Consider the following 13,033-nt stretch of genomic DNA (forward strand, 5'->3'; position numbering starts at 1 on the left):
GGGCTCCTTCGGGTCACGGGAGTGGGGGCGCGGACGGGGACGGGGACGGGGGTGGTTCAGGAGTTGCCCGGATCTAGGCCGAGCCCGGCGGCTTCGTGCCGCACGACCCGGCTGGCCAGCAGCGACAGCCGCTTGCGCCCGGTGTCGGTGAGTTCGCTCACCGCCTGATTGAGCTGCCGGTCGACCTCGGCGGCGATCTCCCCGGCGATCCGCCGGCCCGTGTCGGTCAGGGCGACGGTCGCCGCGCGGCGGTCCCCCGGCACCGCGTTGCGGGTCACCAGCCCGCGACGCGCGGCCCGGTCGATCAGGCCGGTCGCACTGGACTTGTCCAGGCCCAGCAGGCGCGCCAGCTGGGACATCCCCGGCTCACGGTCGCGCAGCACGCCGAGCAGCCGGATCTGGACGATGGTCAGGTCGTAGCCGTCCGCAGCCCGGCCGAGGATGCCCTGGACCAGGAACGACAGCTGGACCAGCCCGTCCACGATGCCGAGGTCCTCGGTGGGCCGGGGGCTGCGCGGTCCCCGGACGGGGTCGGTCGTCGTCATGCGGCCAGCATACCTGCGATTGTATGTTCTACAAACTAAAAAGTATGTGCCACCAACAAAACCCGGCGAGTTCCTCGCCCCGTCCGCACCCCCGGAGGGGCAGACTGAGGGAAAACCGGGGGGAACCGAGAGAGGTCAATATGTCCGCACCCGCCCACCCCCTGCACAGCGACCACGCCCACCGTCACGGCGCCGGCTGCGGCCATGTCGCCGTGCCGCACGACGGCCATGTCGACTACGTCCACGACGGACACCTGCACCGGGTGCACGAGGACCACGCCGACGAGTGCGAACCGGCGACCCACGCCGTCCACGAGAGCCACCCGCACCAGCACGGCCCGAACTGCGGGCACGTGGCCGTGCCGCACGGCGAGCACGTCGACTTCGTGCACGACGGCCACCGCCACGCCGCGCACGAGGGCCACTGGGACGACCACTGACCCGAGCGCCGACACGCCGGTGCCCGCCCTTCCGCTGCGGAAGGGCGGGCACCGGTGGTCAGGACTGGCTGACGGTACTCAGGTCGAGGGACGGTGGCCGTGGTTGGCCCCGTGCTTGCGACGCGCCTTCTTCTTCCGACGCCGTTTCGACGACATGGCCGCTCCTCTCACTCCGGGGTGCTCGGTCTGCGGGTGTATCGGCCCTGCTCACCACCGTGCCACAGCATCGGCGGCACCGCTCGTCCCGCCGCCCTCCCCTCCCCCGGGCGACCCGGAGTGGCGGGGACCGCAAGAAGGGCGTGGGCTGGAGTCATGAGCGACGACGACACCAGCACCATCTCGGCCTGGACCGAGCGACTTCTCGCCCAGGCCCCCGGACTGTCGGCCGACCAGGCCAGCCAGTTCGTCCACGACCTGTACTTCGCCGCGCAGCGGACCCTGGACCGCGAGCAGTCCGAGGCGGACTTCGCCCGCGACGAGTAGGCCCCCGGGCCGGCCCCTACCGGGCCTTCCGCCGATGACGCGTGACGACGCAGTGACGAAGCAGCGACGACCCAGCGACGACCCAGCAATGACGCAGCGAGGTGCCGGGGATGCCGGAACACGCCGACCACAGCGACCGCTCGGGCGGCCACTGAACCGGATTCACAACCGCGGCACCGGGGCCGGGTCGCCGGCCGCCGCGTCGAGCAGCGGGGCGAGCTCACCGGCGACGGCGGACAGGGCGCGGATGTCCTGCTCGGAGCGCGCGAGCAGGATCGCCCCCTCCAGCGCGCTGACCATCAGCGTGGCCAGCGACCCGGCCCGGGGCTCCGGCACGCCCATCCCGACCAGCGCCCCCGCCACCGGGCCGGTCCAGGCGGCGAAGGCCTCGGCGGCGGCGCCCCTGGTCGAGTCGGCGGAGCCGGCGCAGTCCACCACCGCCGCCGCGACCGGGCAGCCGCCCGCGAAACCGCGCTCCAGGTACTCGTCGGTCCACTGCCGGACCATCGCGGCGAACAGCCCGCTCGGCGAGGGCTCGGACATCGCGGCGACGAAGCCGGCCACCCGGCCGCCGGCCCACTCCCCGGCCCAGGCCACCGCCTCGTTGACCAACTGCTCCTTGCCGCCCGGGAAGTAGTGCTGCAGCGACCCGCGCGGCGCCTTCGCCCGCGCCGCGACCTCGCGCATCCCGGTCGCGCCGACGCCCTCGCGGCGGATGAGCTGGGCCGCCGTGTAGACCATCCGCTCGCGCGGCCCGGCCCCAGGACCAGCAGGGCTCGTAGGGCTCGTAGGGCTCGTAGGGCTCGTAGGGCTCGCCATCATCGACCTCCGACGTCGCTCAAGGGTCAACCATGTCATGGACCTCGACTGCCGCTATTATGACAGCTGTCATAGAAAGCCAGCTCAGCGGCGGTTATGGGGTTGCCATGGAGGCAGGATTCATCGGTCTCGGCGTGATGGGGCAGCCAATGGCCCTGAACCTGGCCCGTTCGGGCGCCGAACTCGTCGTCTGGAACCGCACCGCCGCCGCCTGCGAGCCGCTGCGGGCGGTGGGTGCGGCCGTGGCGGCCGAGCCGGCCGAGGTCTTCCGCCGGGCCCGCACGGTGATCCTGATGCTGGCCGACGGCGCGGCGGTCGACGCCGTCCTCGGCCGGGGCACGGCGGACTTCGCCGCCAACGTCGCCGGGCACACCGTCGTCCACATGGGCACCACCTCGCCCGAGTACTCGCGCGCTCTGGAGGCCGACGTCCGGTCGGCCGGAGGCCGCTACGTCGAGGCCCCCGTCTCCGGCTCCCGGGGACCGGCCCAGGCCGGACAGCTGGTGGCGATGCTGGCCGGGGATGACGCCGCGGTGCGCGAGGTGCGCCCCCTGCTCGCGCCGATGTGCGGCGACAGCTACCTCTGCGGCGCGGTCCCGGACGCCCTGCTGATGAAGCTCTCGGTCAACCTGTTCCTGATCACCATGGTCACCGGCCTCACCGAGGCGTTCCACTTCGCCGACCGGCACGGACTGGACCGGGAGCGCTTCCTGGCCGTGCTCGACGCCGGCCCGATGGCCAGCACCGTCTCCCGCGCCAAGGCCGCCAAGCTCGCCGAGCGCGACTTCGCGGTCCAGGCCGCGATCTCGGACGTGCTGAAGAACAACCGGCTGATCGCCGACGAGGCCCGGCAGTCCGGACTGGCCTCGCCGCTGCTCGACGCCTGCCACGCCCTCTACGCCGAGGCCGAGGCGCTGGGCCACGGACGCGAAGACATGGCAGCCGTGCTGCAGGCGATCGAGGCCCGCACCGACGGCCGGACCCGCTAGCCCTGTCCTTCGCACATGACTCTTTGTGGCGATTCCTAGTCCTCGGCGGTGTCGTCGCCGGGATGTGCGCGTTGATGGTGGCGTGCCTGTCTTCGTCGGTCGCGACCGTTCCCGTGTGCAGCGTCCCCGAGCCGAGCTTCTGATCACCGCAGTGGTGGAGAAGCGGCTGGGGGCGCTGCCGGCCTGTGCGCATTTCCTGCGCCGGCTGGACATCGCCGGCATCATCGACGGACTGTGCCCGGTGCGCGATGTCGCCCACCTCACCCACGGACAGGTCGTCGAGGCGTTGATCGCCAACCGGCTGTCCTCGCCGACGCCCCTGTTCAAGGTGGCCCGCTGGGCCGAGCAATGGGCCGTGGAGGACGTCTTCGGCATCCACGCCGACTTCCTCAACGACGACCGCATCGCCCGCGCGCTGGACGCCGTCGCCCCGCACCTGGACGAACTCGTCGGCTCCATCGGGGCCAAGGCGATCACCGAGTTCGGCATCGACGCCTCACGCTGCCACTGGGACATGACCAGCGTCTCCCTCTACGGCGCCTACGAGAACCCCGACAGTGACTACCCAGTGGTCAAGTTCGGGCACCCCAAGGACCGGCGCACCGACCTGAAGCAGATCCAGGCCGGACTGGCGGTCACCGGCGACGGCGGCATCCCCGTCACCCACCGCGCCTTCAGCGGCGGAGCCGCCGAGGTCTCCCAGGTCGTGGACGCGATGACCGCCCTGCGGCAGATCGCGAAGCGCCCGGACCTGCTGCTGGTAGGCGACAGCAAACTGCTGACCTACGACAACGTGTCCGCGATGACGGCCGAAGGCGTCCACTTCCTGGCTCCGGCTGCCGCCGCCAGCGTCGACAGCGCCGTCTACGCCGCTCTGGACCTGCAGTCGGCCGAACCCGTGGAGTACACCGCCGAACGCGACGCCGACAAGCCAGCTGACCAGCGCGCCCTCTACCGAGTCATGGAGGACCGGTTCACCTGGAAGGGCCGGCGCAGGAAGGACCCCGCGCTGACGATGCGCCGGATCCTGGTCCACTCCAGCTCCAACGCGACCGGACAGCTCAAGGCCCGCACCAAGAAGCTGGCCCGGGCCCGCGAGGACCTGGAGAAGATCCAGCGCAACCTGGGCACCCGCCACTACCCCGACGCCAGGAAGGTCGCCGACACGGTCGCGGTGATCGCCAAGAAGCGCCGCGTCACCGCCTACCTGCACACTGATGTCAGCACCAGCCCGGACGGGAAACCCACCCTGACCTGGTCATTCGACCAGGACGCCGTCGACGCCGAAGCGGCCGTCGACGGCTGGTACACGCTGCTGACCAACCTGCCCGCCGACCAGGCCACCGCAGCCCAGGTGCTCCTGCACTACAAGGGCCAGGGCACCGTCGAACGCCGCTACAGCCACGTCAAGGGCCCCTTCGCGATCGCGCCGATGTTCCTGCAGAACAACCGCCGCATCGCCGCCCTGATCACCGTGATCTGCCTGGCCCTGCTGGTCTTCTCCCTGATCGAGCGCCAGGTCCGCCAGGCCCTGGGCGACCAGCGCACCATGCACGGCCTCCAGCCCGGCAGCAACCAGGCCCTGCGGCCGACCGGCGAACTGATCCTGACCGCACTGTCCGACCTGCGTATGCGCAGCGGCACCGCCACCAGCCCACCAGTCGTCCTAGTCAGCGAAGGCATCCAGGCCCGACTCCTAGACATACTCGAAGTCGACCCAACCCACCCCCGCTGGCTCGACACACGTTTCCCTATGTGCGAAGGACACAGCTAGCGGGCAGCAGGTCCTCGGATCCACCGGGCGCGGCTCCGTACGGCAGGGTGGGGCACGATTCGCGGCGCCGATCGGACCGCTTCCGGTTTGGCGGCGCCGAATGCGGCAAGACGCTTGCCCCGACGGTCGGTCCCTGTCCCGGCGGCGCCACACGCCCACCGCAGCGGTGGTCCGGCGCGGGAACGGTCCACGAACGGACAATGCGAAGCCGGGCCGGAAGCGCGTACGGGAGGAAGAGCCATGGGTTGGGGAACGTCGAAGACGGGGCGACCACGGGTGCCGCTGCGGCACGGGGAGGGCGACCGGGACCATCTGACCAGCTTCGGCGGCCTGGCCGCGCTGTCCCTGGACGCCCTCAGCTCGGTGGCCTACGGGCCGGAGGCCATCGTGCTCGTCCTGGTCGCGGCCGGGTCCTCGGCGCTGCGGCTGACGCTGCCGATCACGATCGCGATCACCGGGCTGCTCACGGTCCTGGTGGTCTCCTACTGCCAGGTCATCGCCGTCCACCCGGACGGCGGCGGCGCCTACGCGGTGGGCAAGAAGGACCTGGGCGCCACGGTCAGCCTGCTGGCCGCCGCCAGCCTGGTGGTGGACTACGTGCTGACCGTCGCGGTCAGCCTGGCCGCCGGCGCCGCGAGCCTGGCCTCGGCCTTCCCCTCGCTGGCGCCGCACCTGCTGGCGATGTGCCTGACCGGCCTGGTGCTGATCACCGCCGTCAACCTGTGGGGCATCGCGGAGAGCGCCCGCGCGCTGATGCTGCCGATGGTCCTGTTCCTGATCGCGATCTTCGGTGTGATCGCGGTCGGCCTGGTCCGGTCCCACCCGGCCGCGCTGGTCGGCACCGCGCAGCCGATCCACATCAGCGAGGCGCTGGGGGTGGTGCTGATCCTGAAGGCCTTCGCGGCCGGCTGCTCGGCGCTGACCGGGATCGAGGCCATCGCCAACGGCGTCCCCACCTTCCGCGAACCGCGGGCCCGGCGGGCGCAACGGACCGAGCTGATGCTCGGCGCGCTGCTGGGTGCGATGCTGGTCGGCCTCTCGGTGCTGATCCGCCGCGAGCACGTGGAGCCGCGCGGCGGGGTGACCGTGCTGGCGCAGCTGACGGCCGGCTCCTTCGGGACCGGCTGGGCCTACTACGCCTCGAACATCGCGGTCACCCTGGTCCTCGCGCTGGCGGCCAACACCAGCTTCGGCGGGCTGCCGGTGCTGATGAGCCTGCTCTCGAAGGACAACCGGCTGCCGCACCTGTTCGGCCTGCGCAGCGAACGGCCGGTGCACCGCTACGGCGTGGTCGCGCTGGCGCTCCTCGCAGCGGGGCTGCTGGTGGCGGTCGACGCCGTCACCGACCGGTTGATCCCGCTGTACGCGATCGGGGTGTTCATCGGCTTCACCATCAGCCAGACCGGGCTGGTGCGGCACTGGTACACCCAGCGGCCCCCGCGCTGGCTGCCTCGGGCCGCCCTGAACGGGACGGGCGCGGTGCTGACCGCGATCGCCGCCCTGGTCTTCGTCGCCAGCAAGTTCGCCGAGGGCGCCTGGGTCGTGGTGCTGACCGTACCGGCGCTGATGCTGCTGTTCGCCAGGATCGAGAGCTACTACCGGGCCGTCGGCCTGGAACTGGAACTCGGCCGGCTCCCGGAGCGGCCCCTCGCCGCCCGGAGCCTGGTGATCGTCCCGGTCAACAGCATCAGCAGGCTCACCGAGCACGCCCTGCACGCGGCGCTGTCCCTGAGCGACGACGTCGTCGCGGTCAGCGTCCATCCCGATCCGGAGCAGGGGGCGGACTTCCGCGCCCAGTGGGAGCAGTGGAATCCCGGCGTCCGGCTGGAGAGTCTGGAGAGCCCGCACCGGTCACTGGTCCATCCGATCGTCGGCTACGTCGAGCGGGCGCAGCAGGGCGACCGGCAGATCGCCGTGCTCATCCCCGAGGTGCAGCCGCGCCACTGGCGCTACCGCATCCTGCAGAACCAGCGCGGGCTGCTGCTGGCCACCGTGCTGCGGGCCAGTACGGATGCCGTCATCTGCACCATCCCCTACCGCCTGACCAGCCGCTGAACCGGGTCCGCGAGCAGTCGCCGCAGGTCGGCGATTAGGCGGCGTGTGCTAGACAGGGAGTAATCAAAGGGGTATTTTGCACCAGCTCACGCTCGGCATCATCGCGAAGTCGCACAAGGAGAACGAGCAGAGGCTGCCGGTTCACCCGGCACACCTGGAGCGGATCGACGCGGACCTGCGCGACCGCATCCACCTCGAAGAGGGCTACGGAGCCGGCTTCGGCTACTCCGACGCGCAGCTCGCCCCCCTGGTGGCCGGCCTGCTGCCGAAGGCGGAGCTGATCGCGCGCTCCGACGTCGTCCTGCTCGCCAAGCCGATGCTGGAGGACGTGGCCGAGCTCCGCGAGGGCCAGGTGCTCTGGGGCTGGCCGCACTGCGTCCAGGACGACAAGATCACCCAGATTGCCATCGACCGGCGGCTGACCGTGATCGCCTTCGAGGCGATGAACCACTGGACCAGCGACGGCTCGTTCAACCTGCATGTCTTCCACAAGAACAACGAACTGGCCGGGTACTCCTCGGTGCTGCACGCCATGCAGCTGCGCGGCTCGACCGGCGACTACGGGCGCCGGCTGCGCGCCGTGGTGATCGGTTTCGGCGCGACCGCCCGGGGCGCCGTGACCGCGCTGAACTCCCTCGGCGTGCACGATGTCGACGTGCTCACCGCGCGCGGCGTCACCGCCGTGGGATCGCCGATCCACTCCGCCCGCATCGTCCAGTTCGACCACGACGAGGCGGACGACACCACCGACCCGCGCCGCAGCCACGCCCTGACCGAAACGGGACGGCAGCCGCTGGCCGAGTTCCTCGCCGGTCACGACATCATCGTCAACTGCGTCCTCCAGGACACCGCCGCACCGCTGACCTTCCTGATCGAGGAGGACCTGGCGACGCTGGCCCCGGGCACCCTGGTCATCGACGTCTCCTGCGACGAGGGCATGGGATTCAGCTGGGCCCGGCCGACCACCTTCACCGAGCCGATGTTCACCGTGGGCGACAACGTGCACTACTACGGCGTCGACCACAGCCCGTCCTACCTGTGGTCCTCCGCCACCTGGGAGAACAGCGAGGCGCTGATCCCCTACCTGCGCTCGGTGCTCGACGGTCCCGAGGGCTGGCTGGCCGACCAGACCATCCGCCGGGCGATGGAGATCCACGACGGCGTCGTCCGGAACCCGGCGGTCCTCGCCTTCCAGCACCGGGCGGCCGAGTTCCCGCACCGGCGGCAGCAGTAGCCGCTGCCCCCGGCCCCGGGCCCGGCTCACGCCTCGCGGAAGTGAACCAGGATGCGGCCCTCGTTGCCCGGGGCCGACTCGTGGCGGAGGTAGAGCTTCCTGATGTGCTTCTGGTCCAGGAAGGCGAGCACCCGCCGCTTCAGTTGGCCGGAGCCCTTGCCGGGGATGATCTCGACAACGGCCTCGCCGGAGCGCGTGGCCGTGAACAGGAACTGGCGCAGGGCCAGTTCGATGTCGCGGTTGTTCCGGTAGATCGGGTGCAGATCCAGGCTCAGCATCCGGGGCCGCCTCGCGACGCCGCCGCCGACCGGTGGTCAGTGATCACCGTCGTACCCTAGCCCCGGCCCGTCGGCCGGCACCAGCAGCCTGCTCCGGTACCGACCGTGTCCGGCCCCTGTCCCTGAGGCCGTTCGGCTCCTATGCTGAGACTGCTGCCCCGGACCCCGGCCGTGCGTGCACCGTCCGCCGACCGTGTGAACCCTGAGGGGAAGCCTGTGGCAGCCTTCGCACCTCCCACGACGCCCTCCCGCTCACCCCGCCCGGCGGCGGCCCCGCGCACACCCTGAGGACTGCGCTGCCCCGGTGCCGAATGGGTTCTCCACCGGAAGCAGCGCGCCGCCGACAGGTCTTGGGGGACACGTCGGCAGATGGTCCGCACCGCTGCGGCATCGGTGCGGACCATCCTCATGTCCCCGGCCTAGCCGACAGCGAGGATCGAGTCACCGTTGACGGGGGCGACGGGGACCCGGTCCGTCCTCGGCGCCGGGCTCGTGGGCTGCGGCGCAGCACCGGCGCCGGGGACGGCGCCGGGGACGGCAGCGGGGACGGCAGCGGGGACGGGGACGGCGGCGGCGGCCTCGCGGGCGAGGAAGGAGCCGAGTTCGCCGATGGTGCTCATCAGCGGCGCGGGGAAGACGACGGTGGTGTTCTTGTCGACGCCGATCTCCACCAGGCTCTGCAGGTTCCGCAGTTGGAGGGCGAGCGGGTGGGCCATCATGATGTCGGAGGCGTCACCGAGCGCGGCGGCGGCCATGGACTCGCCCTCGGCATTGATGATCTTCGCCCGCTTCTCCCGCTCGGCCTCGGCCTGACGGGCCATCGCCCGCTTCATGCTGTCGGGCAGTTGGATGTCCTTGAGCTCGACCAGGGTGACCTGCACGCCCCATTCGACGGTGGTGACGTCGAGGATCTCGCGGATGTCCCGGTTGATGGCGTCGGTCTCGGACAGGGTCTCGTCCAGGGTGTGCTGTCCGACCACCTTGCGCAGGGTGGTCTGCGCGATCTGGTCGATCGCGGTGCGGACGCTCTCGATGGCGACGACGGACTTCACCGGGTCCACGACCCGGAAGTAGGCGACGGCCGAGACGTCGACGCTGACATTGTCGCGGGTGATGATGCCCTGCGACTGGATCGGCATGGTGACGATCCGCAGCGACACCCGGTGCAGGACGTCGACGAAGGGGACGATCAGGCGGAGCCCCGGCCTGCGCTCCCCCAGGACCCGTCCCAGCCGGAACAGCACCCCCTGCTCGTACTGTTTGACGATCTTCAGTGCCATCGCCGTCACCACCAGGAGCAGCAGGGCGACGACAACGACGACGGTGACGACAACGGCCATGGATGGTCCTCGGTTCGGGATGCGGGGCGCCCCGGTGAACGGGATGTTCGCCCGTGGGGTCGCGGCAGTGAACTGCCGCCGCTGTCCCCCATCCTGGTTCCGGGCGTCGGCTCCGGGCAGGAGCCGCCCGGGGCGGGGAACGGGACCGGTCGGCCCTGTCCGGGGCACCGGTCGGAGCCGCAGGCTTGGACCGACCGGTAGCCTCCCGCGACCGCACCCCCAGGGCCCGACGCAGGGCCGGGAACGAGGCAGCACATGCCCGCACCGACCACAGACCCGCGCACGACCACCGCTGCCGACCCCAGGTCCGTGCGGCCGATCGTGCTGCGCCGGCTCAACCGGTGGCAGGCCGAGAAGCAGCGCGAGGACCTCGCGGACCTCTATCTGGAGTGCCGACCGGCCGTGCCGGGAACGGAGTTCGAGGACCGCGCCGGCTTCCTCCGGCACCTGGTGGCGGACGCCCGGCACGCCGGCTTCGACCTGGTGCTCGCGGAGGCGAAGACCCTGGTGGGCTTCGCCTTCGGGGTGCCGGTCGACCGCGACGGCCACTGGTGGCAGGGGTTCGTCGGGGAACTCCCCGCCCGGATCGAGCAACTCACCGCCTCCGGGCATGTGTTCGCGGTCACCGAGCTGGCGGTGCATCCCTATGTGACCGAGCCCGGCGTCGCCGGCCACCTGGTCGAGCGGCTCCTCTCCGACAACCGGTCCTCCCTGGGCGCCGTGCTGCTGCGGGAGGACGACCGCTGGGCCGGCGCCTGCTTCCGCTCCCTGGGCTGGGAGGAGATCGGCGTGGTCCAGCCGTCGCCGGGCGCGGCGCCGTACCGCGCCCTGGTCGTGGAGGTCGGCGAGCGGAGCCCGGTGACCCCCGGGGGCCTGACCCACGACCCCCGGACCCAGCGCCCGGCGGTGACCTGAGCCGGCGTCACCCGATCCGCCGGGGGTCAGTCCTCCGGCAGGACGGCGACCGGGCAGCGGGTCTGGTGGACGACGGTCTGGCTGACCGAGCCCAGGCGTCCGACCGGGCCGTCCGGCCGGCCCCGGCGGCCGACCACCAGCAGTTGCTGGTTCGCCGACACCTCGACCAGGTGCCTGGCCGCCCCCGAGCGGACGACGTCCTCGGTGACCCGCACCTCGGGGAACTTCTGCCGCCAGCCCGCCAGTACCTCGGCCAGCAGCCTGGTCGCCTCGGCGCCGACCTGCCCCGCCTCGTAGACCGGGGGGAAGGCGTGGCCCGGGCCGACGGCCAGCGGGTAGCTCCAGGTGTGCACCACCCGGAGCGGCAGCCCGCGCCGCTGGGCCGTCTCGAAGGCGAAGGCCAGCGGCCCGTCCGACGGCCCGGCGCCGTCGATGCCGACCGCCACGCCGTCGAGCGACCGGCCCTCGGCGTCGTAGCCGTCATAGCCGTCGTAGCCGTCGTAGCCGTCGGCGCGGGTGGCCGGGGCTGCGGCTGCGGGCCGCTCACCGGTTCCCGGCACCACCACGACCGGGCAGGCCGCGTGGGCGGCGACATGCAGACTGGTGGAGCCGATGAGCAGTTCGGGCAGGCCCCCGCTGCCCTGCGAGCCCAGGACCAGGAGTTCGGCCCCCTCGCTGGCCGCGACCAGCGCGATCCGGGCGGTCCCGCCGGCCAGGCAGGTGGAGACCTTCAACCCGCGATGGCGGCCGACGGCCCGGGCGGCGAGCCCGCGCAGCCCCCGCTCGTCCGCGCGCCGGATCGACTGCGCGGCGTCGTCGTCCGGCGGATGGCGGGGGTTCCACGCGGGTGCGTGGACCAACTGCAGCGGCAGGCTGCGCTGCTGGGCCTCGTCGGTGGCCCAGTCGAGGGCGGCGCTGGCAGCCAGCGGGTCGTCGACTCCGACGACAACGGGGTTCGGCATGGTGCGGCTCCTCTGTGTGGGCGGCGCTGTGTGGGCGGCGGCTTCGGGCCGTCAGTGGTGGGGGACGACCGCAACCGGGCAGTGGGCGTGGTGCAGCACCCGCTGGGTGACCCGGCCGAGCGGCAGGGTGAACCGGCGCTGGTGGCGCTCGGCGCCGACGACGACCAGCCGGGCGCCGGCGGAGGCGTCGACCAGGGCGGCCGCCGCCTCGTCCAGGCTCACCTCGGTCAGCACCCGCACCTCCGGGTGCGCCTTGCGGGCCGCCGCCAGGACCTCGGTCAGGTCCGCGGTCTCCTCGCCGGTGCGGTCGTTCTCCTCGATCGGCGGCAGCGCCACGATCCCGGGGTACACCGCCGGGTAGGCCCAGGTGCGGACCACCCGGAGCGGAGCGCCCAGCAGGGCCGCCTCGGCGAAGGCGAAGCCGACCACGGCCGCCGGCTCACCGGGCCCGGCCCCCAGCACCACAGCGGCCTCGGAGCCGCCGTCGGGCCGGCCCTCCGCCCCCCTGACGACGATCACCGGGCATCGGCCGTGGGCGGCCAGTCCCTGGCTGACCGAACCGAGCAGGGTCGAGGCCAGCCGGTTGCGTCCGCGGGCGCCGACCACCAGCATCACGGCCTGCCCGGCCGCGGCCACCAGCCCCGGCACCGCCCGGTCGGACAGCAGCTCGCTGTCGACCCGCAGACCGGGCCGGGCGGCGCGGGCGCGCTCCTCGGCCCGGCGGACCAGCTGCTGCGCCGCCCGCAGCTGCTCCTCGGCGAGGTCTCCGCGCTCACCCGGGGGCACCTGGTAGGGCGCCAGGCTCCAGGAGTGGGCGATGTGCAGCGCCACGCCCCGGCGGGCGGCCTCGTGGGCGGCCCAGTCCAGGGCGGGTTCGCTGTCCGGGGAGGTGTCGATGCCCACGACCACGCCGTGGACGGGCGCCGTCGTCGCGGGGTGTGCGGATTCGGAGGTGTCGGCCGCGCGGTCTTCCGCGCTCGTGAACGCGCTCATGGAGGGGGCTCCTCGGGGATCGGATCGGGGCGGCTGCGGGGACAGGTGTCCGTCCCTCCGAGCCTCGCCCCGGGCGCAGCCCTCCGGCAGGGGCCGACCGGGGGCGGGGGTGGGCCGGTCGGCCCCTGTCGAACGCAGGTGGCGCTTCCGCGTGCGGCCTCCGACTGCGGGTAGGAGCCCGAGCGGCCCCACCCCCGGCCCGTCGG

The 13,033-nt window shown here is 72.5% G+C and carries 13 protein-coding genes; 7 read left to right on the plus strand and 6 right to left on the minus strand.

Annotation, left to right across the window (positions count from 1 at the left end; all coding sequences use genetic code 11):
- Positions 1 to 56: 56 nt before the first annotated feature.
- The gene (locus tag BS75_RS03200; protein WP_034087114.1) at positions 57 to 545 is read right to left on the minus strand and encodes a MarR family winged helix-turn-helix transcriptional regulator; all 489 of its coding nucleotides are present in this window, start codon (positions 543 to 545) and stop codon (positions 57 to 59) included.
- 140 nt (positions 546 to 685) lie between these two features.
- On the opposite strand from BS75_RS03200, the gene BS75_RS03205 reads away from it, so the two are divergent.
- Positions 686 to 985 carry a hypothetical protein gene (locus BS75_RS03205; protein ID WP_034087115.1) on the plus strand — a complete coding sequence of 100 codons (300 nt, stop codon included), beginning with the start codon at positions 686 to 688 and terminating at the stop codon, positions 983 to 985.
- A gap of 312 nt (positions 986 to 1,297) precedes the next feature.
- Positions 1,298 to 1,468: a hypothetical protein gene (locus BS75_RS49080; RefSeq protein WP_169790801.1), complete on the plus strand. Its 171-nt coding sequence runs from the start codon at positions 1,298 to 1,300 to the stop codon at positions 1,466 to 1,468.
- Between the two features lie 162 nt (positions 1,469 to 1,630).
- On the opposite strand, the gene BS75_RS03210 is transcribed toward BS75_RS49080, so the two are convergent.
- The gene (locus BS75_RS03210; protein ID WP_034087116.1) at positions 1,631 to 2,209 is read right to left on the minus strand and encodes a TetR/AcrR family transcriptional regulator; all 579 of its coding nucleotides are present in this window, start codon (positions 2,207 to 2,209) and stop codon (positions 1,631 to 1,633) included.
- A 185-nt stretch (positions 2,210 to 2,394) separates the two neighbouring features.
- On the opposite strand from BS75_RS03210, the gene BS75_RS03215 reads away from it, so the two are divergent.
- The 4 genes from BS75_RS03215 (at position 2,395) to BS75_RS03230 (ending at position 8,339) form a co-directional block, all read left to right on the plus strand.
- Positions 2,395 to 3,276 (plus strand): NAD(P)-dependent oxidoreductase, encoded by an 882-nt coding sequence (locus BS75_RS03215; RefSeq protein ID WP_034087117.1) that lies wholly within the window; start codon positions 2,395 to 2,397, stop codon positions 3,274 to 3,276.
- Between the two features lie 115 nt (positions 3,277 to 3,391).
- A complete protein-coding gene (locus BS75_RS03220; protein WP_197091885.1) occupies positions 3,392 to 5,050 on the plus strand; it encodes an IS1634 family transposase in 1,659 nt (552 codons plus the stop codon).
- Between the two features lie 240 nt (positions 5,051 to 5,290).
- Complete coding sequence (locus BS75_RS03225; RefSeq protein ID WP_034087118.1) at positions 5,291 to 7,105, plus strand: APC family permease; 1,815 nt, start codon at positions 5,291 to 5,293, stop codon at positions 7,103 to 7,105.
- Positions 7,106 to 7,181: 76 nt separating this feature from the next.
- The gene (locus BS75_RS03230; RefSeq protein WP_034087119.1) at positions 7,182 to 8,339 is read left to right on the plus strand and encodes a N(5)-(carboxyethyl)ornithine synthase; all 1,158 of its coding nucleotides are present in this window, start codon (positions 7,182 to 7,184) and stop codon (positions 8,337 to 8,339) included.
- A gap of 26 nt (positions 8,340 to 8,365) precedes the next feature.
- On the opposite strand, the gene BS75_RS03235 is transcribed toward BS75_RS03230, so the two are convergent.
- Together BS75_RS03235 and BS75_RS03240 are read right to left on the minus strand one after the other, a co-directional pair.
- A complete protein-coding gene (locus tag BS75_RS03235) occupies positions 8,366 to 8,617 on the minus strand; it encodes a Smr/MutS family protein (protein WP_034087120.1) in 252 nt (83 codons plus the stop codon).
- 419 nt (positions 8,618 to 9,036) lie between these two features.
- Positions 9,037 to 9,957 (minus strand): slipin family protein, encoded by a 921-nt coding sequence (locus BS75_RS03240; RefSeq protein ID WP_042440738.1) that lies wholly within the window; start codon positions 9,955 to 9,957, stop codon positions 9,037 to 9,039.
- A 255-nt stretch (positions 9,958 to 10,212) separates the two neighbouring features.
- On the opposite strand from BS75_RS03240, the gene BS75_RS03245 reads away from it, so the two are divergent.
- Entirely contained in the window at positions 10,213 to 10,872 is a 660-nt protein-coding gene (locus BS75_RS03245) for a hypothetical protein (RefSeq protein ID WP_052069133.1), read from the plus strand.
- Between the two features lie 26 nt (positions 10,873 to 10,898).
- Here the strand turns inward: BS75_RS03245 and BS75_RS03250 are convergent, their stop codons facing one another.
- Together BS75_RS03250 and BS75_RS03255 are read right to left on the minus strand one after the other, a co-directional pair.
- Positions 10,899 to 11,834, minus strand: coding sequence for a universal stress protein (locus BS75_RS03250; protein WP_034087121.1), 936 nt, complete (start codon positions 11,832 to 11,834; stop codon positions 10,899 to 10,901).
- A 51-nt stretch (positions 11,835 to 11,885) separates the two neighbouring features.
- The gene (locus BS75_RS03255) at positions 11,886 to 12,827 is read right to left on the minus strand and encodes a universal stress protein (protein WP_052069134.1); all 942 of its coding nucleotides are present in this window, start codon (positions 12,825 to 12,827) and stop codon (positions 11,886 to 11,888) included.
- Positions 12,828 to 13,033: the final 206 nt, after the last annotated feature.

The organism is Streptacidiphilus albus JL83 (assembly GCF_000744705.1).
In the GTDB taxonomy this organism is placed as follows: Bacteria; Actinomycetota; Actinomycetes; order Streptomycetales; family Streptomycetaceae; genus Streptacidiphilus; species Streptacidiphilus albus.